Source organism: Azospirillum sp. TSH20 (genome assembly GCF_003115935.1).
Lineage (GTDB): Bacteria > Pseudomonadota > Alphaproteobacteria > Azospirillales > Azospirillaceae > Azospirillum.
Genome location: NZ_LGQU01000024.1, coordinates 59,278 through 84,827 on the forward strand (window position 1 = coordinate 59,278; position 25,550 = coordinate 84,827).

22 protein-coding genes are annotated in these 25,550 nt (G+C 68.2%); 15 read left to right on the forward strand and 7 right to left on the reverse strand.

The features are described from left to right. The 13 genes from TSH20_RS07640 (at nt 1) to leuD (ending at nt 14,890) form a co-directional block, all read left to right on the forward strand. Nucleotides 1-1,245, forward strand: a complete 1,245-nt coding sequence (locus tag TSH20_RS07640) for an ABC transporter substrate-binding protein (protein WP_109074161.1) — start codon at nt 1-3, stop codon at nt 1,243-1,245. Between the two features lie 107 nt (nt 1,246-1,352). Next, a complete protein-coding gene (locus TSH20_RS07645; protein ID WP_109074162.1) occupies nt 1,353-2,225 on the forward strand; it encodes a branched-chain amino acid ABC transporter permease in 873 nt (290 codons plus the stop codon). Beyond that, the gene (locus TSH20_RS07650; RefSeq protein WP_109074163.1) at nt 2,222-3,220 is read left to right on the forward strand and encodes a branched-chain amino acid ABC transporter permease; all 999 of its coding nucleotides are present in this window, start codon (nt 2,222-2,224) and stop codon (nt 3,218-3,220) included. Before TSH20_RS07645 ends, TSH20_RS07650 begins: the two co-directional genes overlap by 4 nt. Beyond that, a complete protein-coding gene (locus TSH20_RS07655; protein ID WP_109074164.1) occupies nt 3,207-3,953 on the forward strand; it encodes an ABC transporter ATP-binding protein in 747 nt (248 codons plus the stop codon). Before TSH20_RS07650 ends, TSH20_RS07655 begins: the two co-directional genes overlap by 14 nt. After that, the gene (locus TSH20_RS07660) at nt 3,946-4,659 is read left to right on the forward strand and encodes an ABC transporter ATP-binding protein (protein WP_109074165.1); all 714 of its coding nucleotides are present in this window, start codon (nt 3,946-3,948) and stop codon (nt 4,657-4,659) included. The genes TSH20_RS07655 and TSH20_RS07660 overlap by 8 nt, the downstream gene beginning before the upstream one ends. A 26-nt stretch (nt 4,660-4,685) precedes the next feature. Next, nucleotides 4,686-6,113 (forward strand): MmgE/PrpD family protein, encoded by a 1,428-nt coding sequence (locus tag TSH20_RS07665; RefSeq protein WP_109074166.1) that lies wholly within the window; start codon nt 4,686-4,688, stop codon nt 6,111-6,113. A gap of 1 nt (nt 6,114) precedes the next feature. After that, nucleotides 6,115-7,017, forward strand: a complete 903-nt coding sequence (locus TSH20_RS07670; RefSeq protein ID WP_109074167.1) for an isocitrate lyase/phosphoenolpyruvate mutase family protein — start codon at nt 6,115-6,117, stop codon at nt 7,015-7,017. Next, nucleotides 7,014-8,756: a hydantoinase B/oxoprolinase family protein gene (locus TSH20_RS07675; protein ID WP_199231902.1), complete on the forward strand. Its 1,743-nt coding sequence runs from the start codon at nt 7,014-7,016 to the stop codon at nt 8,754-8,756. The genes TSH20_RS07670 and TSH20_RS07675 overlap by 4 nt, the downstream gene beginning before the upstream one ends. Before the next feature lie 19 nt (nt 8,757-8,775). Next, nucleotides 8,776-10,860, forward strand: coding sequence for a hydantoinase/oxoprolinase family protein (locus tag TSH20_RS07680; protein ID WP_109074168.1), 2,085 nt, complete (start codon nt 8,776-8,778; stop codon nt 10,858-10,860). After that, nucleotides 10,857-11,471 carry a cysteine hydrolase gene (locus TSH20_RS07685; RefSeq protein ID WP_109074169.1) on the forward strand — a complete coding sequence of 205 codons (615 nt, stop codon included), beginning with the start codon at nt 10,857-10,859 and terminating at the stop codon, nt 11,469-11,471. The genes TSH20_RS07680 and TSH20_RS07685 overlap by 4 nt, the downstream gene beginning before the upstream one ends. Then, on the forward strand, nt 11,468-12,874 hold the full coding sequence (locus TSH20_RS07690; RefSeq protein ID WP_109074170.1) for an FAD-dependent oxidoreductase: 1,407 nt from the start codon (nt 11,468-11,470) through the stop codon (nt 12,872-12,874). The genes TSH20_RS07685 and TSH20_RS07690 overlap by 4 nt, the downstream gene beginning before the upstream one ends. After that, on the forward strand, nt 12,871-14,277 hold the full coding sequence (leuC, locus tag TSH20_RS07695) for a 3-isopropylmalate dehydratase large subunit (RefSeq protein WP_109074171.1): 1,407 nt from the start codon (nt 12,871-12,873) through the stop codon (nt 14,275-14,277). The genes TSH20_RS07690 and leuC overlap by 4 nt, the downstream gene beginning before the upstream one ends. 1 nt (nt 14,278) lies before the next feature. Further along, nucleotides 14,279-14,890, forward strand: a complete 612-nt coding sequence (gene leuD / locus TSH20_RS07700; RefSeq protein WP_109074172.1) for a 3-isopropylmalate dehydratase small subunit — start codon at nt 14,279-14,281, stop codon at nt 14,888-14,890. 11 nt (nt 14,891-14,901) lie between these two features. On the opposite strand, the gene TSH20_RS07705 is transcribed toward leuD, so the two are convergent. Further along, nucleotides 14,902-15,762, reverse strand: coding sequence for a polyphosphate kinase (locus TSH20_RS07705; RefSeq protein WP_247871200.1), 861 nt, complete (start codon nt 15,760-15,762; stop codon nt 14,902-14,904). A 216-nt stretch (nt 15,763-15,978) separates the two neighbouring features. Here TSH20_RS07705 and TSH20_RS07710 point away from each other — a divergent pair, with 216 nt between their 5' ends. Continuing rightward, a complete protein-coding gene (locus TSH20_RS07710; RefSeq protein ID WP_109074174.1) occupies nt 15,979-19,299 on the forward strand; it encodes a maltotransferase domain-containing protein in 3,321 nt (1,106 codons plus the stop codon). Between the two features lie 194 nt (nt 19,300-19,493). On the opposite strand, the gene TSH20_RS07715 is transcribed toward TSH20_RS07710, so the two are convergent. From TSH20_RS07715 to TSH20_RS07730, 4 genes are all read right to left on the reverse strand, one after another. After that, entirely contained in the window at nt 19,494-19,733 is a 240-nt protein-coding gene (locus tag TSH20_RS07715; RefSeq protein ID WP_109074175.1) for a hypothetical protein, read from the reverse strand. Nucleotides 19,734-19,871: 138 nt separating this feature from the next. Then, nucleotides 19,872-20,051 (reverse strand): hypothetical protein, encoded by a 180-nt coding sequence (locus TSH20_RS07720; protein ID WP_109074176.1) that lies wholly within the window; start codon nt 20,049-20,051, stop codon nt 19,872-19,874. A gap of 97 nt (nt 20,052-20,148) precedes the next feature. Continuing rightward, nucleotides 20,149-21,126 carry a lysophospholipase gene (locus TSH20_RS07725; RefSeq protein WP_348770412.1) on the reverse strand — a complete coding sequence of 326 codons (978 nt, stop codon included), beginning with the start codon at nt 21,124-21,126 and terminating at the stop codon, nt 20,149-20,151. 19 nt (nt 21,127-21,145) lie between these two features. Continuing rightward, nucleotides 21,146-22,144: an ABC transporter ATP-binding protein gene (locus TSH20_RS07730; protein ID WP_109074178.1), complete on the reverse strand. Its 999-nt coding sequence runs from the start codon at nt 22,142-22,144 to the stop codon at nt 21,146-21,148. Nucleotides 22,145-22,324: 180 nt separating this feature from the next. On the opposite strand from TSH20_RS07730, the gene TSH20_RS07735 reads away from it, so the two are divergent. Next, nucleotides 22,325-22,513 carry a zinc-finger domain-containing protein gene (locus TSH20_RS07735; RefSeq protein WP_085086595.1) on the forward strand — a complete coding sequence of 63 codons (189 nt, stop codon included), beginning with the start codon at nt 22,325-22,327 and terminating at the stop codon, nt 22,511-22,513. A 28-nt stretch (nt 22,514-22,541) separates the two neighbouring features. Here TSH20_RS07735 and TSH20_RS07740 read toward each other — a convergent pair whose 3' ends face one another. Then, nucleotides 22,542-24,296, reverse strand: coding sequence for a bifunctional protein-serine/threonine kinase/phosphatase (locus TSH20_RS07740; RefSeq protein ID WP_247871198.1), 1,755 nt, complete (start codon nt 24,294-24,296; stop codon nt 22,542-22,544). A 74-nt stretch (nt 24,297-24,370) separates the two neighbouring features. Then, nucleotides 24,371-25,207, reverse strand: coding sequence for a formate/nitrite transporter family protein (locus tag TSH20_RS07745; RefSeq protein ID WP_109074179.1), 837 nt, complete (start codon nt 25,205-25,207; stop codon nt 24,371-24,373). Nucleotides 25,208-25,550 lie beyond the last annotated feature (343 nt).

The following is a 25,550-nucleotide window of genomic DNA, read 5'->3' on the forward strand; positions in this document are numbered from 1 at the left end:
ATGGGACGTTCGGTTCAGGACTCCGCGATCTCCGGGATTTCCCGCCGCACGGTGCTGAAGGCCGGCGCCGCGGCTGCCGCGTTCGTCACCGTGCCGGTGGCCGCGCCGTCGATCCTGCGGGCGCAGACCCCGGTGGTGAAGGTCGGCATCCTCCAGCCGGTGACCGGCGCGCTGGCCCATGATGGCGATCTCGGCCGGCTGGGTGCGGAGATGGCGATCAACGAAATCAATGCGGCCGGCGGCATCAAGTCGCTGGGCGGCGCCAAGCTGGAGATGGTGTTCGGCGATGCCCGCTCCATGCCCGAAGCCGGCACGCAGGAGGTGGAGCGTATGCAGGCCGACGGCGTCTGCGCCATCGTCGGCGGCTTCGCCAGCCCGATCTGCCTTGCGGCGTCGCAGGCGGCGGCGCGCTACGATCTGCCCTATCTGGTCGATGTCGGCGTGTCGGACCAGATCATGTCGCGCGGCCTGACCAACACCTTCCGCTTCAGCCCCGGCTTCGGCAAGGTCACGCAGGTGGCGCTCGACAACCTGACCGCCATCAACGACAAGGCGGGCAAACCGGCGAAGACCGTCGTGCTGGTGCATGAGGACGGGCTGTTCGGCTCCGGCCTCGCCAAGCTGCTGCAGGCCGAGTTGCCCAAGCGCGGTTTCGAGGTGCTGGAGACCATCGCCCATCCGACCCCGGCGCGCGACATGTCCAACGTGGCGCTGCGAATCCGCTCGCTGAACCCCGATCTGGTCATTCCGTCCAATTACTATGGCGAGTTCGTTCTGCTCGCCCGCACCATGCAGCAGCAGCGCATCAAGCCGAAGGGCGTCTATGCGATCCTGGGCGGGGCGGCGTCGAACGGGCGCTTCGTCAAGGAATTCCCGCAGGCGGCCCAGAACGTCATCGACTGCAACCACTGGCACGATCCGAAGAACCCGAAGGCGCTGGCCCTGCGCAAGGCGGTGGAAGGGCAGGGCAAGTCCTTCGCCTACAATGTCTCGCTGAACTACTCGAACGTGCTGCTGCTGGCCGACGCCATCGAGCGGGCCGGCTCCGCCGACCGCAAGAAGATCATCGAGGCGCTGAACGCCTCCACCTTCGCCGGCCACATCATGCCCTATGGTCCGACGAAGTTCGTCAACGGCCAGAACGAGGGCGCCACCCCGATCAACACCCAGATCCAGGGTGAGGACATCAAGGTGATCTATCCGGAAGCGTTCGCCGAGGCGAAGGCCAATTTCCCGGCGGCCTGATCCGTTTTTCGCCGCCGCACCTCCGCATTCCCCCACCCGTCCGGGACGCCGCAAGTGGGCGCATCCCGGACGGGTGACGGGACCATTCCCCTCATGCGCGGGCTGCCATGTATTCACCTCAGATCATCCTGGAAGCGGCGCTGAACGGTCTGATGACCGGTGCGGTCTATGCCCTGATCGCGCTTGGCCTGACGCTGATCTACGGCGTGCTCCACATCATCAACTTCGCCCACGGCGCGTTGCTGACCTGCGCGATGTTCGCGGTCTGGATTGCCTGGGCGGTGTTGGGGATGGACCCCTATCTGGCCATCCTGCCGCTGGTGCCGCTGATGTTCGCGCTCGGCTACGGCCTGCAGCGCTTCGTCATCGGGCCGGCCAGTCATGGCGACGACGGCAACATCCTGCTGGTCACGCTGGGCCTGTCCATCGTGCTGGAGAATGTGCTGCTGGCGCTGTTCCAGTCCGACACCCGCACGCTCGACACCGACTATTCCTTCCAGGTCGTGGCGCTGGGGCCACTGCTGCTCAGCTATCCGCGCCTGATCGGGCTTGGGGTGGCGGTGGTGGTGACCGGCCTGCTGTGGCTGGTGCTGAACCGCACCGACACCGGCAAGGCGATCCGCGCCGTCGCCAAGGAGAAGCTGGGCGCCAATCTGGTCGGCATCGACGTGCCCCATGTCTATGCCGTCACGTTTGGCCTCGGCTGCGCCTGTCTCGCCGTGGCGGCGGGGCTGCTGATGCCGACCTTCTACGTCAACCCGCGCATCGGCGGCGCCTTCGTGCTGGTCGCCTTCACGGTGGTGGTGCTGGGCGGCATGGGATCCATCCCCGGCGCGCTGCTGGGCGGCCTGTTCATCGGCGTGGTGGAGAGCCTGTGCGGCCTGTTCCTGGGCGACAGCCTGGGCCAGCTCGGCATCTTCCTGATCTTCATCGCCGTGCTGCTGGTGCGGCCGACCGGCCTGTTCGGAGCAAAGGCATGACCGCGCGCGACCTGATCCCGATCGCCGTCCTGACCCTCCTGGCGGCCCTGCTGCCGCTGGTGGTGACCTCCAGCCCGGTGCTGAACTTCCTTGTCTTCATGCTGATCGTGGCGCTGGGCGCGCAGGGCTGGAACATCCTCGGCGGCTTCGGCGGCCAGTTCAGCTTCGGCCATGCCGCCTTCTTCGGCACCGGCGCCTATGTGACGGCGATCCTGCAACTGCGCTACGGCGTCAACGCCTGGGCCGGGCTGGTGCTGGCGACGGCGGCCGGCGGTGTGGTCGGCTGGGTGATCGGCTTCCTCAGCTTCCGCTCGGGGCTGCGCGGCTCGTACTTCGCGCTGGTGACGCTGGCCTTCGCCGAGGTGTTCCGCATCCTCGCCAACGCCGCGTCCTTCACCGGTGGTGCGGCGGGGCTGCTCATCAAGCTGGATGTCCGCGCCGCCAACCTGCAATTCGACGATCGCGCCGTATTCTACTGGCTGGTGCTGGCCTTCGTCGCCGCGGTGCTGCTGCTGACCCGCTGGATCCAGCGCTCCCGCTTCGGGGCGCAGCTGGTGGCGGTGCGCGAGAACGAGGATGCCGCCAAGGCGCTGGGTGTGGATTCCCTGAAGGTGAAGCTGCGCGCCATCGCCCTGTCGGGCGGCGTGACGGCGCTGTCCGGCTGCCTCTATGCCCAATACTTCCTCTACATCGACGCCAACATCGCCTATGGCAGCTGGATTTCGGTGGAGCTTCTGCTGGCCCCGATCATCGGCGGCGTCGGCACCGTCTTCGGCCCGGTGGTGGGGGCGCTGACCCTGCACGGGCTGGGCGAGGTCGCCAAGCAGTTCGCCGGCCGCATTCCCGGCATCGACCTGATCGTCTTCGGCGGCGTGCTGGTGCTGGCCGTGGCGTTTGCCCGCGGCGGCATCCTGGGCCTGCTGGAGCGGCTGCGCGACCGTGGCCGGGGGATGATGGCGCGCGGACCCAAGGAGGTTTCCCATGCTGGCCGTTGAGAGCGTTTCCAAGCGTTTCGGCGGGCTGATGGCGGTGGACTGCGCGACGCTGTCGCTGCAGCCCGGCGGCATCATCGGGCTGATCGGTCCGAACGGGGCCGGCAAGACCACGCTGTTCTCGATGATTTCCGGCTTCATCGCGCCGACCGACGGACGCATCCGCTTCGAGGGCACCGACATCACGGCGGAGGAGCCGCACCGCCGGGCGGAGCGCGGCATCGGCCGCACCTTTCAGATCGTCCAGCCCTTCGCCGGGCTGACGGTGTGCGAGAACATCGCGGTCGGCGCCTATCTGCGCCATGCCAAACGCGCCGACGCCACCGCCAAGGCGCGCGACGTGGCGCGCCGCGTCGGTCTGGGGAGCGAGCTGGACCGGCCGGCGGGCGGACTAACGGTGGCCGGGCGCAAGCGGCTGGAACTGGCCCGCGCGCTCGCCACCGAACCCAAGCTGCTGCTGCTGGACGAGGTGCTGGCCGGCCTGAACCCGTCGGAGATCCGCGACATCATCCCGGTGATCCGGGGCATCCGCGACGAAGGGGTGACGATCCTGATGATCGAACACGTCATGCAGGCGGTGATGAACCTGTGCGAGCGCGTCTATGTGCTGGCACAGGGCCGCATGATCGCCGAGGGGCCGCCCGCCACCGTCTGCGCCGACGCCCGCGTGATCGAGGCTTATCTCGGCCACGGTGCCGCCGCCCGTCTGAAGGCGGAGGGGGTGGCCCATGGCTGAGCAGCTTCTGGAAATCCGCGGGCTGAAGACCGGCTATGGCGCCACCGAGGTGCTGCGCGGCATCGACATGGCGGTGCATGCCGGCGAGATCGTCACGGTGCTGGGCTCCAACGGCGTTGGTAAGACGACGCTGAACAAGGTTTTGTCGGGCGTACTGCCGCCCTGGACCGGCGAGATCCGGTTCGGCGGCACCCGCATCGACGGCAAATCCGCCGCGCGCATCGTCGAGGAGGGGCTGATCCAGGTGCCGGAAGGCCGCAAGATCTTCCCCAACCTGTCGATTCGCGAGAATCTGGAACTCGGCAGCTACCGCCGCGGCAAGCCGAACCGGGCGCGGAACCTGGAACGCATCTTCGCAACATTCCCCCGCCTGAAGGAGCGCGAGGCCCAGTTCGCCGGCACCCTGTCGGGCGGCGAGCAGCAGATGCTGGCGATCGGCCGCGGCATGATGGCGGAACCGCGTCTGCTGATCCTCGACGAGCCCTCGCTCGGCCTCTCGCCGCTGGTGGTGGAGGAGATGTTCGGGCTGATCCGCAAGCTGAATGCCGACGGGCTGGCGATCCTGCTGGTCGAGCAGAACGTCGTCCAGTCGCTGGAGGTCGCCCGCCGGGCTTACATCCTTGAAAACGGCGTCTTCGCGCTGTCGGGACCATCCGACGAGATCGCGCGCGACCCCGAACTGAAACGCACCTATCTGGGCCTTTAACGGGCCGTCCGCCTGGGAGCGGTGACATGACAAGCCTGTCCTTTGACGTGAAGCCGGCGAGCGAACTGCTCGCTGCAGCCCGCCCGTCCTGGCTCGACCGCTGGGGCGCCTTCGCCGCCGGCCTGACCTTCGCCGACCTGCCGGCCCCGGTGGTGGAGCGGGCGAAGCTGGTGCTGCTCGATTGCATCGGCGTGATCGCCGCCGGCACGCAGGAACCGGAATGCCGGGCCCTGGTGGGGCGCATGGCCGAAACCGCCGGTGCCGGAGACTGCCCGGCCATCGGTTCGGGCCGCGGTTTCGCCGCCGGTTCGGCCGCCTTCCTGAACGGCGTCGCCGGGACCATGCTGGAGCTGGACGAGGGCAACCAGTATGCCCGCGGCCATCCGGGGATCCATGTGCTGCCGGCCGCGCTGGCTGCCGGGCCGCGGCTGAAATCCTCGGGCACCGACCTGTTGACGGCGCTGGCGCTGGGCTACGAAATCGGCTCGCGCATCGGCATAGCCGCCAAGCTTCTGGTCACCACCCATCCGCACGGAACCTGGGGCACGGCGGGCGCGGCGCTGGCGGTGGCGCACCTGAACCGGGCCGATGCGGCGGCGATGATCGAGACGATCAACATCGCCTCCACCCTCGGCCTCGCCACCAGCCGGCGGACGATGCTGGAAGGCGGCACCGTGCGCAACGCCTATGCCGGCGTGTCGAACCAGTTGGGCCTGACTGCCTGGGATCTGGCGGCCAGCGGCTTTGTCGGAGAAACCGACGGCGTGGGCAGCGTGTTCGGCGGCGTCATCGCCCGCGACTTCCGGCCGGAACTGATGGTCGATGAGTTGGGCGAGCGCTGGGAAATCGCCCGCAACTACTTCAAGCGTCACGCCGCCTGCCGCTACACCCACGGCGCGCTGGATGCGCTGGGCGACATCGTGGCACAGGCCGGCGGGCGGATCGCCCCGGAGCAGGTCGCGGCCATCGAGGTCGACACCTATGTCTGGGCCGCTCAGCTGAATGGGCCTGAGCCAAAGAACATGCTGACGGCGAAATTCTCGCTGCCCTTCGCGCTGGCGACCTTCCTCGCCAACGGTGCGGCGACGCCCGACGCCTTCCGTGACGAGGCCCGGCAGTCTGCGGCGACCCGCGATCTCGCCCGCCGGGTGACGGTGCGCGAGGACACCGCGCTGACCGCCCGCCTTCCCGGCCTGCGCCCGGCCCGCGTCCGCCTGACGCTCGCCGACGGCCGCAGCTTCGCGGCGGAGGCGCTGACCAACAAGGGCGACACCGAGGATCCCTACAGCCCCGACGAGGTGCGGGCGAAGTTCGCCGAACTCGCCGGTCCGGTCTGGGGGACCAAGCACGCCGCCGCCATTGCCGACTGCGTCGAGACCATCGACCGCGCGGCCGATCTTTCAACCCTGACCCGGCTTCTGTCGGCGCCTGCCGCCGCCGGGGGGAGCGTCTGAGATGACCATGCCCGACCTCAGCTTCAAACAGCGGCTGTCCGAAGACCGCGTCGTGCTGGCCCCCGGCGTCTATGACGCCTTCACCGCGTCGATGGCGACGGCGGCGGGATTCGAGGCGCTGTATCTGTCCGGCGCCGCCATCGCTTACACCAAGCTTGGCCGGCCCGACATCGGGCTGGTCTCGGTCAGCGAGGTGGCGGACACCATCGCCCTGGTGCGTGACCGCGTGCCGACGCCGCTGGTGGTCGATGCCGACACCGGATACGGCAATGCGCTGAACGTGCAGCGCACCGTGCGCATGTTCGAGCGGGCCGGCGCCACCGCGCTGCAGCTTGAGGACCAGAGCTTCCCCAAGCGCTGCGGCCACCTGACCGACAAGGCGGTGATCCCTGCCGGCGAGATGGCCGGGAAGATCAAGGCGGCGGTCGATGCCCGCACCAGCGAAGGAACGCTGATCGTCGCCCGCACCGATGCGGTGGCGGTGGAGGGCGTTTCGGCCGCTCTCGACCGCGCCCGCCTCTATGTCGAGGCCGGTGCCGACGTGCTGTTCGTCGAGGCGCCGAAAAGCCGCGAGCAGTTGTCCGCCATCGCCACCGACCTGGGCGGCATCCGCCCGCTGCTGGCCAACATGGTGGAAGGCGGACAGACGCCGATCAGCTCCGCGTCGGAGTTGGGCGAGTTGGGCTATCGGCTGGTGATCTTCCCCGGGGGCATCGTGCGGGCACTCGCCCGGCAGGCGCAGGACTATTACGGCTCGCTGGCGCAGCACGGCACCACCCAGCCCTTCCGCGACCGCATGTTCGACTTCAACGCGCTGAACGAGCTGATCGGCACGCCGGAGATGCTGGCGCTCGGCGAGACTTATAAAGACTTTGGCCCCGCCAAGCGGGAGGACGCAGCATGACCATGAAGACCGCAATCGATCCCGTCACGCTGGCCGTCCTGAAGGGCCGGCTGGAGCAGATCGCCGACGAGATGGACGCGACGCTCTACCGCTCCGCCTTCAACCCGATCATCGCCGAGGCGCGCGACGCCTGCCACGGCCTCTATCATGCCGAGACCGGCGCCACGCTGGTGCAGGGCACCAACGGCCTGCCGATCTTCGTCGGCGCCATGGCCTTTGCGGTCAAGGCGGTGATCGACAAGGTGGCGAAGGAGGGCGACCTCCACGCCGACGACATCTTCCTGTTCAACGACCCCTATGACGGCGGCACCCACCTGAACGACTTCCGTCTGGTACGGCCGATCTTCCGCCAGGGGCGGCTGTTCTGCTGGATGGCGTCGGTCGGCCACTGGCTCGATATCGGCGGCAATGTGCCGGGCAACTTCAACGCCCGCGCCACCGACAGCTTCCAGGAGGGCGTGCGCATTCCGCCGGTGAAGTTGGTGAAGGCCGGCGTGATGAACCACGACCTGCTGGCGATCCTCGCCGCCAATTCCCGCGTGCCGGTGTCGAACTATGGCGACCTGAACGGGCAGTTGAACGCTTTGGATCTGGGCGTGCGGCGGCTGACCGAATTGCTGGACGAGCATGGCGAAGAGACGGTCGCCGCCGCCTTCGACGCCTTCACCGCGCGGGCCGATGCGCTGATGCGCAGCGCCATCGGGAAGCTGCCGGATGGTGTCTACAGCTTCGAGGATTATCTCGACAACGACGGCATCACGGCGGACCGGCTGCGCATCGCGCTGGACCTGACCATCGCCGGCGACCGGATGACGCTGGACTTCTCGCGGTCCTCGGCCCCCTGCGCCGGGCCGCTGAACATCGCCTATTCCACCGCAGTCGCCTGCTGCTATGTCGCGCTGAAGCATGTCTTCACCGACGTGCCGGCCAATGCCGGATGCCTCAACCCCATCACCTTCGTCATTCCGGAAAGCACCCTGCTGGCGGTGAAACCGCCCAAGCCGGTCGGCGGCTATACCGAGACGATCCTGCGGGTGATCGGCGTGGTGTTCGGCGCGCTGGCCCTGGCCGATCCGGCCCGCGCCACCGCCGCCCCCTTCGGCACCATCAATGCCCTGTCGCTCGCCGGCCACCGCAAGGACGGCTCGCGCTGGGTGATGTTCTCCTTCTTCGGTGGCGGCTTGGGCGGCAATCCGGAGACGGACGGGTTGAACCACGCCAACAACCCGATCTCCACCGCCACCATCCCGCCGGTGGAAATCCTCGAAGCCGCCTATCCGGTCATGTTCACCCAATGGGCGCTGCGGCCGGATTCCGCCGGGGCCGGCCTGCATCGCGGCGGTTTGGGTGCCGTGTATGAGATCGAGGCGCTGACCGATGCCGACGTCTTCCTGCTGGGCGAACGCGGCGTCTTCGCGCCCTTCGGCGTGGCCGGCGGCACCCCTGCGGCGCTGAACCGCTTCACCTGGCAGAGCGACGAGGGCGAGAAGTCGCCGCCGCTCGCCTCCAAGGTCACCGACGTGAAGATCCGCGACGGCCAGCGCGTGCGGCTGGAGACGCCCGGCGGCGGCGGCTGGGGCGACCCGAAGCGGCGCGATGCGGAGGCCGTCGCCCGCGACGTGCGGCTCGGCTATCTCGGCCGTGACGCGGCGCGCAGCGCCTATGGTGTGGCGCTGACCGACGATGGCGCGCTCGACATCGCCGCCACCGCAACTTTGCGCGAATCCTCCGCCGCCTGACGAACCCGGAAGCAAGACCATGAACAACGGCATTTCCAAGGGTGCAGCCAAGGGCGCCATCGTCGGCGTCGACGTCGGCGGCACCTTCACCGACCTGTTCCATTATGACGAGGCGCGCGGCAGCTTCCGCACCGCCAAGGTGCCTTCCAACCGCGGCGACGAGGCGGTCGGCTTCCTCGCCGGGCTGCAGAGCTTCGGCCCGGTCGCCGAACTGGGCTCCATCGTCCACGGCACCACCGTCGGCACCAACGCGCTGCTGGAGCGCAAGGGCGCCAAGGTCGGCCTCATCACCACCGCCGGCTTCCGCGACGTGTTGGAGATGCGCCGGCGCGACCGTCGCCACACCTGGGGCCTGTGGGGCGATTTTGTCCCCGTGGTCGACCGCGACATGCGGCTGGAGGTGGCGGAGCGCACGCTGGCCGACGGCACCATCCGCACCGAAATCGACCCGGAGGAGGTCCGCGCCGCCGCCCGCAAGCTCGTCGACCAGGGGGCGGAGGCACTCGCCATCGTCTTCATCAACGCCTATGCCAACCCGGCCAACGAGCTGGCGGCGCTTGAGGCGGCGCGCGAGGTCTGGCCGAACGCCAATCTGGAATGCTCCTCCCGCATTCTGCCGGAAATCCGCGAGTTCGAGCGCACCTCCACCACCGCGCTGAACGCCTATCTCCAGCCGGTGGTCGGTAGCTATCTCGCCAAGCTCGACAATGCGCTGGCGGGGGAGGGGTTCGGCGGCCGCTTCCACATCGTGCAGTCCAACGGCGGCGTCATGTCAACCGACACCGCGCGGCGGCTGCCGGTGCGCACCGCCCTGTCGGGGCCGGCGGCCGGCGTCATCGCCGCGGCGGCGATCTCCAAGGCGGCGGGCTTCCCCAACGTCATCACCGGCGACCTCGGCGGCACCAGCTTCGACGTGTCGCTGGTGGTGGAGGGGCAGACCATGCTGGCCGCCCAGACCACCATCGATTTCGGTCTGGTCGTCCGCACGCCGATGATCGAGATCACCACCATCGGCGCCGGCGGTGGCTCCATCGCCGGGGTCGATCCCGGCGGCATGCTGCAGGTCGGGCCGGAGAGCGCCGGCTCGCGGCCGGGGCCGGTCTGCTACGGACAGGGCAACACGCGGCCGACGCTGACCGACGCCAACGTTCTGCTCGGCCGCATCAATGCCGAGCGCCCCATCGGCGGCAAGCTGGCGCGGCTGGACGTCGATGCCGCTCGCACGGCAATCGCCACCCATGTGGCGGGGCCGCTCGGCCTCGACGTCATGGCGGCGGCGGAGGCGGTGGTGCGCATCGCCAACAGCAAGATGGCCGGCGCCATCCGCCTCGTCTCCATCGAGCGCGGCCATGACCCGGCCAAGTTCGCCGCCGTGCCCTTCGGCGGCGGCGGCGCGTTGCATGTCGGCGCGCTGATCAAGGAAGTCGGCCTGAAGGCGGCGCTGGTGCCGCGTTTCCCCGGCGTGACCTCGGCGCTCGGCTGCGTCATCGCCGACATTCGCCACGATCAGGTGCAGACGGTCAACCTGCCGCTGGCGGGGATCGATGCCGGTTCGCTCGACCGCCGCATGGTGGAGGAGGCCGCAGCCGCCCGCGCCGTGGTGGAATCCGCCGGGCTCAGCGTCGAGCGCATCGACCTCGTCTTCGAACTGGACATGCACTACATCGGCCAGACCCACACGGTCGCGGTGCCGCTGCCGGTGTCGGTCGAGAACGGCACCACCGGCATCGACGAGGCGACCATCCGTGCCGCCTTCGAGCGAGCCTATCAGGCCTCCTTCAGCCGGCTGCTGCCGGGCGTTGGCGCCAAGATCGTCAATCTGCGCACCGCCGCCATCGGCCGCCGCCCGCATTTCGACCTCTCCGCCCTGGCTCCGGCGGCTGGGACGACGGTGGAGGGTGCCCATGCCGGATCGCGGCCGGTGTGGTTCGACGGGGCCTGGCACGAGACTGCCGTCTACAACCGGCTCGACCTGCCGGTCGGTGCCGTGATCCAGGGGCCGGCGATCCTGGAGCAGCCGGACGCCACCACCGTTATCGACCCCGACCTGTCCGCCCGCGTCGACGGCTTCGGCAACGTCATCGTGGAAAGGAGCGCCCCATGAGCGCCACCGCCATTCCCATCGAGCGCACCGCCCTGCTGGTCTGCGACCTGCAGAACGACTTCATTCATCCGGACGGCGCCTATGGCCGCGCCGGGCAGACGGCGCCGGAAATTCTGGCGCTGCCGGAGCGGGTGAAGCCGCTGGCCGATCTGCTGCGGTCGCGCGGCGGCTGGGTCATCTCCACCAACTTCACCCTGGTGCCCGGACGCGGCGGTGAGCCGATGATCTCCCCGCACCTGAAGGCTCTGCGCCCCTTCCTGACCAAGGGCGATTTCAAGCCCGGAAGCTGGGGGCATCGCACGGTCGACGCGCTCCAACCCGTCGATGTCGAGGTGGAGAAGGTCGCCTATTCCGCCTTCTACATGTCGCGCCTGGAATGGGTGCTGCGGAAATGCGGGGTGGAGCGGCTGCTTGTCTGCGGCATCGTCACCAACGGCGGCGTCGCCTCCACCGTGCGCGACGCCCATGTCCGCGAGTTCGACACCATCCTGCTGGAGGACGGCTGCGCCGCCTTCAGCCGCGAGGTGCATGAGGTCTCCGTCGCCGCGTTGCGCCCGGTCTGCCGGGTGGCGACGGTCGCCGCGATGCTGGAGGAGGTGGCGACCTCATGAGCCGCATCCTGCCCGCCGACGGCGTGGAATTCGAGTTCACCGTTCCCGTGGTCGTGATCGGCGGCGGGGCGGCCGGGATGGTCGCGGCCCTGGCGGCCCATGAGCAGGGCGCCGGCGTGCTGGTGCTGGAGCGCGACGCGCTGCCCCAAGGCTCCACGGCCCTGTCGGCGGGGCTGATCCCGGCGCCGGGCACCCGCTGGCAGCGCGATGCCGGGATCGAGGACAGCCCGGAGCGCTTCGCCGCCGACATCATCGCCAAGGCGAAGGGCGAACCCGACCCGGCCGAGGTCGCCCGCGTCGCGCAGGCGGTGGGGCCGGCGCTGGAATGGCTGGCCGACCGCTATGGGCTGCCCTTCTCGGTGGTGGACAATTTCAGCTATCCCGGCCACAGCGCCCGCCGCATGCACGGGCTGCCCAGCCGGTCGGGGGCTGAGCTGATCGACCGCCTGCGCGGCGCCGTCGAGGCAGCCGGCATCGACGTGCTGTGCGAGGCGCATGTCACGGCGCTGTATGCCGATGGACCGGCCGTGCGCGGCGTCGAAATCACCCGGCCCGACGGCAGCGTCGAGCGGGTCGGCTGCGGCGCTCTGGTGCTCGCCTGCAACGGCTATGGCGGTAACAAGGCGTTGGTCGAGCGGCATGTGCCGGAACTGGCCGACGCGCTCTATTTCGGCCATCCCGGCAACCAGGGCGACGCGCTGCTGTGGGGGCAGGCGCTGGGCGCGGCCACCCGGCATCTGTCGGGGCACCAGGGCCATGGCTCCGTCGCCCATCCCGCGGGCATCCTCGTCACCTGGGCGACGATCACCGAGGGCGGCGTGCAGGTGAATGCGGAGGGCCGGCGCTTTTCCAACGAGGCGCAGGGCTATTCGGAGCAGGCCGCCATCGTGCTGCGGCAGCCGGACGGCATCGCCTGGACCGTTTTCGACGAGCGCATTGCCGGGATCGCCCGGCAGTTCGAAGATTTCCGGCAGGCCGAGGCGATGGGTGCTGTCCTGAGCGCCGACACCCCCGCCGAACTTGCCCGCCTGATGAAGATCGACGCCGATGCTCTGGCCGCCACGCTGGCAGAGGTTGACCGGCTGAAGGCGGCGGGTGGAACCGACGGCTTCGGCCGCAGCTTCGCCGGCTCGGCCCCGCTGGTGGCGCCCTACCGGGCCGTTCGCGTCACCGGTGCGCTGTTCCACACCCAGGGCGGGCTGGTCGTCGATGACGACGCGCGCGTCCTGAACGGGCAGGGCACGCCGCTGCCCAACCTCTATGCCGCCGGCGGGGCCGCCTGCGGCGTGTCGGGGTCCAAGGCGTCCGGCTATCTGTCCGGTAACGGCCTGCTGACCGCGGTGGCGCTGGGGCGCATCGCCGGGACGGCTGCAGCCGGTGCCGTTAGTGAGGAAACCCAATGACGCAACAGCCACGCAGCCTGTTCGAAAAGGTCTGGGATGCTCATGTCGTGGCCACCCGGCCCGACGGTCAAGCCCTGCTCGCCATCGACCGTCATTTCCTGCACGAGGGCTCCTTCCATGCCTTCGGCATGATCGACCATGCCGGGCGCAAGGTGCGCCGGCCGGAGCTGACCTTCGCCGTCGCCGACCATTACGTGCCCTCGCACAGCCGGTCCAAGCCGATCGCCGATCCCGAGATCGCCAACATGGTGACGATGCTGGAGGCCAATGCCGGCCGCCACGGACTGCGCCATTTCGGGCTGCACGATCCCGCGCAGGGAATCGTCCATGTGATGGCGCCGGAACAGGGGCTGACGCTGCCCGGCCTGACCATCGTCTGCGGCGACAGCCACACCTCCACCCACGGCGCCTTCGGGGCATTGGCCTTCGGCATCGGCGCCACCGAGGTGTCGCATGTGCTGGCGACCCAGACCCTATGGCAGCGCCGGCCGAAGACGATGCGCATCACAGTGGACGGGGTGCTGGGGCCGCATGTGACGGCCAAGGACCTGATCCTGGCGGTGATCGCCGCCATCGGCGCCGACGGGGCCGCCGGCCATGTCATCGAATATGCCGGCAGCGCCATCCGCGCCCTGTCGATGGAAGGCCGGCTGACCGTCTGCAACATGTCGATCGAGGCCGGTGCCCGTGCCGGCATGATCGCCCCCGACGACACCACCTTCTCCTGGATCGAGGGGCGGCACTTTGCCCCCAAGGGCGCGCTGTTCGATCGGGCGGTGGAGCATTGGCGGACCCTGCCCAGCGATGATGGTGCCGTCTTCGACCGCGAGGTCACGCTGGATGCCGCCGCCATCGCCCCGGCCGTGACCTGGGGCACCAGCCCGGAAACCGCGGTTCCGGTGACGGCGGCGGTTCCCGACCCCGGTGCGGAGGCCGATCCGGTGCGCGCCGGCCAGATGCGCAAGATGCTGGACTATATGGGCCTCGCCCCCGGAATGGCGCTGGAGGAGGTGCCCATCGACCGCGTCTTCATCGGCTCCTGCACCAATGCCCGGCTGGAGGATCTGCGCGCTGCCGCCGAGGTGCTGCGCGGACGGCGCGCCGTGGTGCCGGGGCTGGTGGTTCCGGGCTCGGTCCCGGTGCGCCGACAGGCCGAGGCGGAGGGGCTGGACCGCGTCTTCATCGACGCCGGGCTGGAATGGGGAGAACCCGGCTGCTCCATGTGCGTGGGCATCAACGGCGACCTCGTTCCGGCGGGGGAGCGCTGCGCCTCCACGACCAACCGCAACTTCCCCGGCCGCCAGGGGCCGAACGCCCGCACGCATCTGATGAGCCCGGCGATGGCCGCCGCCGCCGCCGCGACCGGCAAGCTCACCGATGTCCGCAAGCTGGGAGCCTCGTAGAATGGACCCCTTCGTCACGTTGACCGCGCCGGCGGTGCCGCTCGACATCGCCAACATCGACACCGATCAGCTTCTGCCCGCCCGCTTCCTGAAGAAGCCGCGCAGCGCCGGCTACGGCAATTTCCTGTTCCATGACGAGCGCAAGCCGGGCTTCCCGCTGGACGACCCGGCCTATGCCGGGGCTCGCGTCCTGGTGAGCGACCGGAACTTCGGCTGCGGCTCCTCGCGGGAGGGGGCGGTTTATGCGCTGGTGGACGGGGGCTTCCGCTGCGTCGTCGCCCCCAGCTTCGGCGACATCTTCGCCGCCAACGCCGCCAAGAACGGCCTGCTGACCGTCACCCTGCCGGAGGAAGCGGTGGCCACCCTGCGCCGCCAGCTGCAGGAAGCGCCGGGCGCCGCTGTCACCGTGGATTTGCCGGCCCAGACCCTGACCGGTCCGGACGAACGGCCGCTGCCCTTCGCCATCGACGCCTTCAAGAAGGAGTGCCTGATCGAAGGGCTCGACGACGTTGCGCTGACCCTGCGCCACCAGGAGGCCATCGACCTCTTCGACCGGCGCGACGCCGAGCGGCGGCCGTGGGTGGTACCGGGGGTGGTACCTGGCGTGATCTGAGCGGCGGCGCCTTACTCCTGGCCGCTCCGCTCCTCGTCGGAAACGCCTGAAACCGGCAGGTCGGGTTCGATACCCAGCACCTCCGCGGCAATGCGGGCGACGTTGCCGTTGACGGGGGGAGGGGCGATGTTCACGCCCTCTTTCAGGGCGGCGGTGACGATCTCCAGCACCTTGAGGCGGGCAAACCATTTGGAGTTCGCCTCCACCGCATGCCAGGGCGCCTGGGGGGTGGAGGTGCGGTCGAACATCGCCTCGGCCGCCTTGACGTAATCGTCCCATCTGGCGCGGTTGCGCAGGTCTTCCTCCGTCAGCTTCCAGCGCTTGTAGGGATTCTTCATCCGCTCGCGGAAGCGTTCCAGCTGTTCTTCCGGGGTGATGTGCAGGAACAGCTTGATGATGCGCACGCCGTCGTCGGTCAGCAGCCGTTCGAACTCGTTGATCTCGTCATAGGCGCGCTTCCACTGGTCCTTGGTGGCGAATTTCTCCACCCGCTCCACCATGACGCGGCCATACCACGACCGGTCGAAGATGGCGAAGGTGCCCGCCGCCGGCAGCTTGGTCCAGAAGCGGTACAGGTAATGCTTTCCCTGTTCCTCCGCCGTGGGGGCGGAGATCGGCCAGACATGGAAGCCGCGGGGGTCGAGCGGTTCGGTCATGCGACGAATGGCCCCGCCCTTGCCGGCGGCATCCCAGCCTTCGAACACCACGATGGCGCGGCGTTTCTCGTGCCAATAGGTCTGCTGGATGTGCAGCAGTTCCTTCTGCAGCTTGCCGAGTCGGCGATCGTACTCCTCCGCCGTTTCGATCCGTACCTTCTTCTGGTCCAGTTTACCGAGGCGGATTTTCGAGACCTTGCCGGGCTTCTCGGCCATTAGGTGCATCCTGTGCTGGTGGTATCCGTTGCGGGTTGCCATATGCGGCAGGCGGAACCTTCACCGCCCCAACCGGTTACCGGCGGGAGCACGGTGTCGGCCGCAGCGTGGGCATCGGTGCGTTCCGGAAGGGAACGGCAACGATGTCGCTTCGTCGATCCCACAACGGGGACCGGCGGCTGTCAACGGAGAAGCAGGCCCAAGGAAGGGGGTTCCATGAGCATCGTCGGACCACGCATCTACAACCTGTTTCCGACTCTGGTCGGTCCGGTCCGCGATTGGGCCGGGCACCTGCCGCGGATCCAGGGGATGGGATTCGACTGGATCTTCCTGAACCCGATCCATCAGCCGGGATTCTCCGGCAGCCTCTATGCGGTGAAGGATCCCTATCGGCTGCATGACGCGCTGCGCGGCGGCTCGCACGAGAGCGATGACGAGTTGCTGCGCCGCTTCACGGCCGATGCCGAGGCGCACGGCCAGTCGGTGATGATGGATTTCGTCATCAACCACACCTCGCGCGATGCCCTGCTGGTCGACCGCCATCCCGACTGGTACAAGCGCGGCCCCGATGGTGACCTGCACCGTCCGGGTGCCGTCGATCCCAACAACACCGCCCATGTCACGGTGTGGGGCGACCTCGCTTCGCTGGATTATGACCGGGCGGAGTCGCGGGCCGGGCTGATCGGCTACTGGTCCGACTATCTGCGCCACTATATCGGGCTGGGCGTGAAGGGCTTCCGCTGCGATGCCGCCTATCAGGTGCCGGCGGAGGTGTGGAAGAGCCTGATCGACGCCGCCCACGCCGTGAACCCGGAGGTGAAGTTCTTCGCCGAAACGCTGGGCTGCACGGTGGAACAGGTGCGCGAGCTGTGCGGCGCCGGCTTCGATTTCCTGTTCAACAGCGCCAAATGGTGGGACTTCAAGGCCGACTGGCTGCTGGACCAGTATGACGAATTCCGCTGGATCGCGCCGTCCATCGCCTTCCCGGAAAGCCACGACACCGACCGGCTGGCGGCGGAGGTCGGCAGCCAGGACGCGGTGCGGCTCGCCGCCCAGCTGAAGATGCATTATCTGTTCGCCGCCAGCTTCTCCACCGGCGTGCTGATGCCGATCGGTTACGAATACGGATTCACCCGCAAGCTGGACGTGGTGCGGACCAGCCCTGCCGACTGGGAGCAGCCGAAGCTGGACCTGACCGGCTTCATCGGCGCGGTCAATGCCATGAAGGCCGCCACTCCGGCGCTGAATGTCGAGGGGCCGCAACGCCGCGTGACCTCGCCACACAGCCCGGTGCTGGGGCTGATCCGGCAGGTGGACGGCGCCGCGCTCGACCAGCCCGACGGCTGCGCCATCCTGGTGCTGAACCCGGACGAGAACCGGCCGCACATGCTGGACGTCGGTCCGGTGCTGGCCGCCACCGGCGGCACCTATGAGGCGTTCGAGGATGTGACGCCGGAGGCCGAGCCACTGCCGATGGAACCCGGCGCGCCGATGATGCTGCGCCCGATGGAACTGCGCGTCTTCCGCGCCCGCGCCGCCCGCAGCCACCCGGTCGAGCTGCACGACGTGGAGGAGCGGGAGTGGATGGATTCCATCGCCGCCGGCCGCATGACCATCGAGAATGTCTATCCGGAGCTGGACGGCGGCCGCTTCGCCATCAAGCGCGCGGTCGGCGACGTGATGGAGGTGTGGGCCGACATCTACACCGACGGCACCTTCGTGCTCGCCGCCTCCGTCATGTACAAGGCGGACGGCGACGAGGAGTGGAGCGAAGCGCCGATGCGCTTCCACGAGAACGACCGCTGGGTTGGCAACGTGCCGCTAACCCGCAACGCCCGCTACACCTACAGCATCGAGGCGTGGCGCGACGTCTGGGAGAGCTGGCGGGCCGACTTCAAGAAGAAGGTCGATGCCGGCATGGTCGTCGATCTGGAACTGGTGGAGGGCCGCCGCTTCGTCGAGCAGGCGCTGGACCTGAACCATGGTGACGGCCGCGCCGCGCTGGAGGCGGTGATCGAGCGGATGCAGTCGCTGGCCGGCCGCGAGGCCATCGACTACGCCCTGTCGGACGAGCCGCGCCGCGTCATGAAGCGGTATGGCGAGCGGCAGTACAAGTCGCGCTATGTGCGCGAGCTGGAGGTCTATGTCGACCGTACCGCCGGCGCCTATTCGGCGTGGTTCGAGATCTTCCCGCGTTCCGCCTCGCCCGACCCGTCGCGTCCCGGCAATTTCGATGACGTGGTGAACCTGCTGCCCATGGTGCGCGACATGGGCTTCGACGTGCTGTATTTCCCGCCGATCCATCCCATCGGCCGTGCCTTCCGCAAGGGCAAGAACAACACGCTGAATCCCGGACCCGACGATCCCGGCGTGCCCTATGCCATCGGCGCGGAGGAGGGCGGGCACGACGCCATCGATCCGATGATCGGCGACTTCGACAGCTTCCGCCGGCTGGTGCGCGAGGCCAAGCGCCATGGCATCGAGATCGCGTTGGACTTCGCGGTCCAGTGCTCCCCGGATCATCCCTGGGTGAAGGAGCATCCGCACTGGTTCTACTGGCGGCCCGACGGCACCATCCGCTACGCCGAGAATCCGCCGAAGAAGTACCAGGACATCGTCAATGTCAGCTTCTACCGCCAGTCCTATCCGGACCTGTGGTACGCGCTGCGCGACGTTGTGCTGATGTGGTGCAAGGAGGGTGTCCGCATCTTCCGCGTCGACAATCCGCACACCAAGCCCTTCCCCTTCTGGGAATGGATGATCCGCGAGGTGCAGGACCGCTACCCCGATGCCCTGTTCCTGGCCGAGGCCTTCACCCGGCCGAAGCTGATGAAGCGGTTGGCGAAGGTCGGTTTCACCCAGTCCTACAGCTACTTCACCTGGCGCACCACCAAGCCGGAGCTGACCGAGTATCTGACGGAGCTGACGCAGAGTGAATCGCGGGAGTACATGCGGCCGAACTTCTTCGCCAACACGCCCGACATCCTGCCGCCGATCCTGACCCATGGCGGCCGGCCGGCGCATATGATGCGGGCGGTGCTGGCGGCGACGCTGGCCGGCGTGTACGGTCTCTACGGCCCCTACCTGCTGTGCGAGGCGGAAGCCTATCCCGGCAAGGAGGAATACAACCACTCGGAGAAGTACGAAGTCCGGCACTGGGACTGGAACAAGCCCGGCAACATCCGCGACTACGTCACCGCCATCAACCGCATCCGCCGCGAGAACCCGGCGCTGCAGCAGTTCACCAATCTGCGCTTCTACAACGCCTTCGACGACAACATCCTGCTCTACGGCAAGATGACGGCGGCGAAGGACAATGTGATCCTGATCGCGGTGAACCTCGATCCCCACAACGGCCATGGCGGAACCATCGAGATTCCGCTGTGGGAACTGGGCCTGCCCGACGGCGCCCATGTCCAGGTGGAGGATCTGTTCAGCGGCCACCGCTTCACCTGGATCGGCAAGTTCCAGCATGTCTGGCTGGACCCCCACCGCAACCCCGCGGCGATCTGGCGGATCGTACCGCCGGGGGTGTGAGCCACGCACTTACCCCCACCCTGACCCTCCCCCGCTGGGCGGGGGAGGGAAATGGACCTTTGTCGGCGTTCGGCGGCAGTCCCTCCCCCGCCCAGCGGGGGAGGTTAGGTGGGGGTCTAACTTTTCGATAAGCCAGATAAGAAAAAAGCGGCCCCGCAGGGCCGCTTTTTCTCAATCTCGTCTGTCCGCCGACCTCAGCGCCGCCGGATCATCGTCACGCCGCCGACGGTCTTGTCGAGAAAAGCGATCATCGCCTCCGGCTTGTGGCCGACGGATGAATAAGCGAAGGCCATCCACCAGCGCGCCATCGGGGTGGTCCAGCCGTAGCGGTCGGCGATGACCTGGACATCCATGGTAGAGGACATGGTCGATTGGGCAGTCGCCGCGGCGCGGGGGGCGCCGGACGGGGTAACCTGGGATTCGACGCTGTGCATGGTTCCTCCCAACGGGGACGTTCGGTGTCCGCTTATGCGGTACCTTAAGCCTCAACCGCTGAAAGTGGCAGAGTTGCTTTGGTCCTAAGGGATACTATACCTTTGGCTGCAAAGGTCCCATGCCGCCGCATGCGCCTTTCAGGTAGGAGGAAGCGGCAATCCGCTGGCCCAGGCCACCAGCGCCACCAAGGCCGCGCGGTTGGCCGGCCGGAACAGCAGCGCCAGCCGCACCCACAGCGGCGAAACCTTGAATTCGGCAGCCATCGCCTCGACCTCCGCCGGAGACAGCCGCAGGTCGGGAGCGGGATCTTCATTCATAGTGCATCCTCCGCAAATGCCATGGATCACGACGGAATAGGAACAATCCGCCTCGCCGGCAATTGCGCAGGTCTGTGTGACAATTTGTAGCAGCCCTTTACTTGGCCGCCAGCAACGCCCTTGGCGCCCGGTCGGCGCCGCTCGCCAGCGGCACCTTGGGGTTCTCGATCCAGGCGATGACGTCGTTGACGACCAGCTTGCCCTTCAGGTCGCGCAGCAGCATGTGGTAGCCGTCGGGATAGACGGCGACGACATGACGCCCGCCCGCCTCGAAATCCTTCAGCGCGCGTTCCACCGGCCGCGGCGGCAGAACCTCCTCATGCGCTCCGTAGAGCACCAGCGAAGGCGTCTGCAGGCGCTGGCAGGCGTCGAGCGCGCTGCCCATCAGATCGGTCAGCCCCTCCAGCGCGTCGACGCGCGAGCCCTTGATGACCAGCGGGTCGCGGCCCAGCGCCCGCAGCATCTCGATGTTGTCGGACGGATGGATGCCGAGGTCCTGCGGCGGATGCACCACCATGCCCGGCACGAGGTTGTAGGTGATCCACAGGGCGGCGCGCGGGAAGAAGCCCATCGCCTGCCGGCCCCAGACGGCAGGGGCGACCAGGATGGTGCCGTCGACCTTGGGCGGGTTGGGGCCGGTCATCGCGGTCAGCACCACCGCCCCGCCCATGCTCTCGCCCATCAGATAGACCGGGACGCCGGGATGGCGCCTGCGCACCATATCCACCGCGGTGCGGGCGTCACTGACCAGGGTGGGGGTGCCGGCCCAGACGCCGCGTTCACGGGTGGCGCCGAAGCCGCGCTGGTCGTAGGCGTAGGTGGCGATGCCGGCTGCGGCGAAGTCGCGGCCGGCGCCGTCGAAGGCGTTGGAATAGTCGTTGTAGCCGTGCAGGGCCACCACCGCGGCCCGCACACGGCCGTCGGCCGGAAGCCAGGAGCGCATCGGCAGCTCGAAGCCGTCGGCGGCGATCAGCACGCGGTCGTTCAGCTGCGGCTGGACGACGGCCGTTCCCATCGGCTGGAAATCCGCGGCACAGCCGCCAAGCAGAAGCCCCAACCCCAGAACAGCCGCCAAGCCGACAGCCGCCGATCCGCTATGCCGCATGGATTACCCCTGTGTCGCTGTGCGCACCACCCGTCAGTTGGAGGAATATATCCTCGAGATCCGATTCCTCGGTCGTGACATCGACGATCCCGATTCCCGAAGCGGCCAGCGCCGACAGGATGGCGCCGGCGCGCTGGCGGCTGGGCTGATAGCGGACGATCAACCGACGCGGCTCCGGCAGTTCCACCGTATACCCTTCCAGCGAGGCCGGGGCGGCGGTCAGATCACGGTCGAGCGTCAGGCACAGCGCCTTGTTGTCGACCCGGCGCAGCAGGGTCGTCTTCGGCTCGCACGCCACCACCTGCCCGTGGTTGATGATGGCGATGGTGTCGCACAGCTCCTCCGCCTCCTGCAGATAGTGGGTGGTCAGCAGGACGGTGGTGCCGGACTTGTTCAGCGTGCGCACATACTCCCAGAGCTGACGGCGCAGTTCCACGTCGACGCCGGCGGTCGGCTCGTCGAGGATCAGCACGGGCGGGGTGTGGACCATCGCCTTCGCCACCATCAGGCGGCGCTTCATGCCGCCGGACAGCGAGCGGGCATGGGCGTCGGCCTTGTCGGCCAGCCCGACGGCCTCCAGCAGCTCCTCCGTCCGGCGTTCCTTCTTCGGCACGCCGTAGAGGCCGGCCTGAAGCTCCAGCATCTCGCGCGGGGTGAAGAAGGGGTCCATGTTCAGTTCCTGCGGCACCACGCCGATGGAGGCGCGGGCGCGGCGCGGATGCTCCGACACCTCGTGGCCCCAGATGGTGGCGGTGCCGCCGGTCTTGTTCACCAGCCCGGCGAGGATGTTGATCATCGTCGACTTGCCGGCGCCGTTGGGGCCGAGCAGCCCGAACAGCGACCCGCGCGGAATGGCGAGGTCGATGCCCTTCAGCGCATGCTTCGGCCCGGCCTTGCCGGTCGGCTGGTAAATCTTGGTCAGGCCGCGCAGCTCCACGGCGTTGGCCGGAAGCGAGACGGGCGTGGGGGTATCGGTGGGCGCGGCCATTGATCCTGAACCATGATGATTGCGGTTGACGAAAAAGCCCGCGAGTCCGGTGGTTTCCCCCGTTGATCCGCGGCGCGCGATGGGTATCATCCGGCCCGCGCGCGCGGAACCCCGATCGGGGGGCCCGGACAGCGGGCGTGTCCACGATGGCGTGAACCGGCGCGCCTGTCAAAACAGAGGATGACTGCCATGCAGCCGACCGAGACGATCCTTGTTGAAACCTCGACCGTCGGGTGCGACGGCGGCGGCGGCGCGCTGGGCCATCCGCTGGTCTATCTGACGCTGGATCGCGAAGGGCAGGTCGAATGCCCCTACTGCTCGCGCCTCTACAAGCTGAAGGAAGGCGCCAAGGTCGCCCACGGGCACTGATTGCGCGTTCGTCCTGCTGGCGGGCGGTTCAGACCCGTCCGGCCAGCAGGACCAGCACCGCCAGCGCCAGCAGCGCCGACAACCCCTGCCAGAAGGCCAGCGGGTTGCGGTCGATCAGCGGCCGGCGCCGCGTTCCCGCGGCATGCTTGCGCGGGTGGCGCAGGTCGTACAGGAACTCCGACAATTCCTGATAGCGCTTGGCCGGGTCCGGATGGACCGCCTTGCGCAGCACGCCATCAAGCCAGGCGGGGATGTCGCGCTGGTCGCTGAGCGCCGTGCGGTAGACCAGCTTGCGCTGGCGCGCCCGCGTGGTGGCGGTCGCCGCGTCGGCGCCGTAGGGCAGGCGGCCGGTCAGCATCTGATAGGCGATGGCCCCCAGCGCATAGAGGTCGGAGGCCGGCGTTCCGCCTTCGCCCAGAAGATATTCGGGGGCGGTGTATTGCAGGGTGCCGAGAATTTCGCCGCGGTCGGCGTCGGGCATCGTCTCCAGGATGCCGGGCACGAGGACCGATCCGAAATCGACGATCTTCACCGTCCCGGTCCGGTCGATCATCACATTGTCGGGCCGCAGGTCCTGGTGCAGCATCTCCAACCGGTGGAAGGCCTGCAGCCCCTTGCCGATCTGCTCGACGATGGCGCGCACGGTGGGCAGGTCGGGGCCGGGGTGGTCGCGCATCCACTGGGTCAGCGTCTGGCCGTCCAGATACTCGGTGACGACAAAGAGGTAGCGGCGCGGCCGGCTCTGCGGCGGGGCCTTGAGCACATGCGGGCTGTTGATCCGCCGGGCGATCCACTCCTCCATCAGGAAGCGCCGCAGATGGGCGCGGTCGTCGCGCCGGTCGATGGCCGGCACCTTCAGCGCCACGGCGGGACCGCCTGCGCCCTCCCTGGCTCCATCCTGGGCCAGATAGACATGGCTGCGGCTGCTGGCGTGCAGTTCGCGCAGGATGCGGTAGCCCTCGAACTCGGCCCCCGGTTCCAGCAGGGGCGGTGGGGGCAGGTCGGACAGCCGCGATAGCAGGTCGTCGGCATCCGCATCGGGGATCGCGTCGATTCGCACGATCTGGAGCGTCAGGTTGTCGGTGCTGCCCCGCCGCAGCGCCTCCTCCACCGCGAGTCGGGCCGCGCGGTCGAGGTCGTCGCCATGGTCGGCGATGGCGTTGATTAAAAAATCGGCATCGACATGCTCATAGACGCCATCGGTCGCCAGCAGGAAGACGTCGCCGGCTTCCACCGGCAGTTCCCGGCAATCGATCTCCACATGCGGCACCACGCCGATCGCCCGGCCGAGATAGCTGACCTCCGACGACACCACCACCCGGTGGTCGGTGGTCAGCTGCTCCAGCGCGCGACCGGCGATGCGGTAGATGCGGGAATCGCCGACATGGAACAGATGGGCGGTGGCCGATTTCAGCACCAGCGCGCTGAGCGTGCAGGCAAAGCCGCGGTCCTGGTCGTAGCGGTATTCGCTGCGCCGGTTCTGGGCGTGCAGCCAGCTGTTGGCCGCCGCCAGCACCCGCTGCGCCGAGGTCCTCACCGACCAGCTTTCCGGCGTGCAGTAATAGTCGGTCAGGAAGCTCTTCACCGCGGTTTCGCTGGCGATGTGGCTGACCCGGCTGCTGCTGATGCCGTCGGCCAGCGCCACCGCGATCCCCTTCATGCCAAGCAGCGGCGGCGTCGGGATCAACGCTCCGTGGAAATCCTGATTGGCCTCCTTCCGCCCCTTGTCGGAACATTGGCCGATGGAGATCCGCAGCTCTTTTACGATGTCGGCACTTGGCACGATGTCCGCCCTTGGCAAGGAAAACCCCGGCCCATGGCGGACCGGGGTGGTGACGGGATGACGGGCAGAGGGTCTTATTCGGCGGGCTGCAGGCCGGCCTGGTGCAGGCGGCGCTTCGGCGCCGTGCGGACATGGGTGGCGTAGAGCGTCAGCCCGGTGAAGGCCAGACCGCCGACCAGATTGCCCAGCACCGTCGGCAGCTCGTTCCAGATCATGTAGTCCATGATCGAGAAGTTGCCGCCCATCAGCATCGCCGACGGGAACAGGAACATGTTCACCACCGAATGCTCGAAGGTCATGCCGAAGAACAGCATGATCGGCATCCACATGGCGATCACCTTGCCGCTGACCGAGGTGGAGATCATCGCGCCGACGACGCCGGTGGAGACCATCCAGTTGCACAGCATGCCGCGCAGGAAGATGGTCAGCATGCCGGCCGCGCCATACTGGGCATAGCCCAGGGTCCGGTTCTCGCCGATGTGCGAGATGACGGTGCCGACCTTGTCCGGCGGGGTGGAGAAGCCATAGGTGAAGACCACGGCCATCATCACCGCGACCGTCAGCGCGCCCAGGAAGTTGCCGATGAACACCAGCCCCCAGTTGCGCAGCACGCCGCCGATGGTGACGCCCGGCCGCTTGTCGATCAGCGCCAGCGGCGACAGCACGAACACGCCGGTCAGCAGGTCGAAGCCCAGCAGATACAGCATGCAGAATCCGACCGGGAACAGGATGGCGCCGATGATCGGGAAGCCCGTCTGGACCGTGACCGTGACGGCGAAGACCGCCGCCAGCGCCAGGATCGCCCCGGCCATATAGGCGCGGATGACGGTGTCGCGGGTGGACATGAAAATCTTGGATTCGCCGGCATCCACCATTTTGGTGACGAACTCGGAGGGCACCAGATACGACATGACGAGTCCCCTTGGAACAAGCGCTGAAGGAGCGGCACGCAGCGTCCGGTGAAGCCCGCGCGGCACCGGTCCGGTGCGGGGCGGGGGAGGAAAGACGCGCTGCGTGTGATTTGGGTGCGGGCCCCGGTCATTGGTCCCGCGCGGGTCAAACCGCCGTTGGCTTGAACGGGGAAAAGCACTGCACGCGATGTGCCAACTGCACGGATGCCGGAAATCCGGCGCAATTCGCCGGTCGCCCTTCCAGTCGCGATGTGACGTGGAGCCGCAATTGCCCAAAGACTGTGCGGCGATGAATAAAAAACAGCCATTGGTATAGGAAGGATTGTGAGACCCGGCAGGCTTG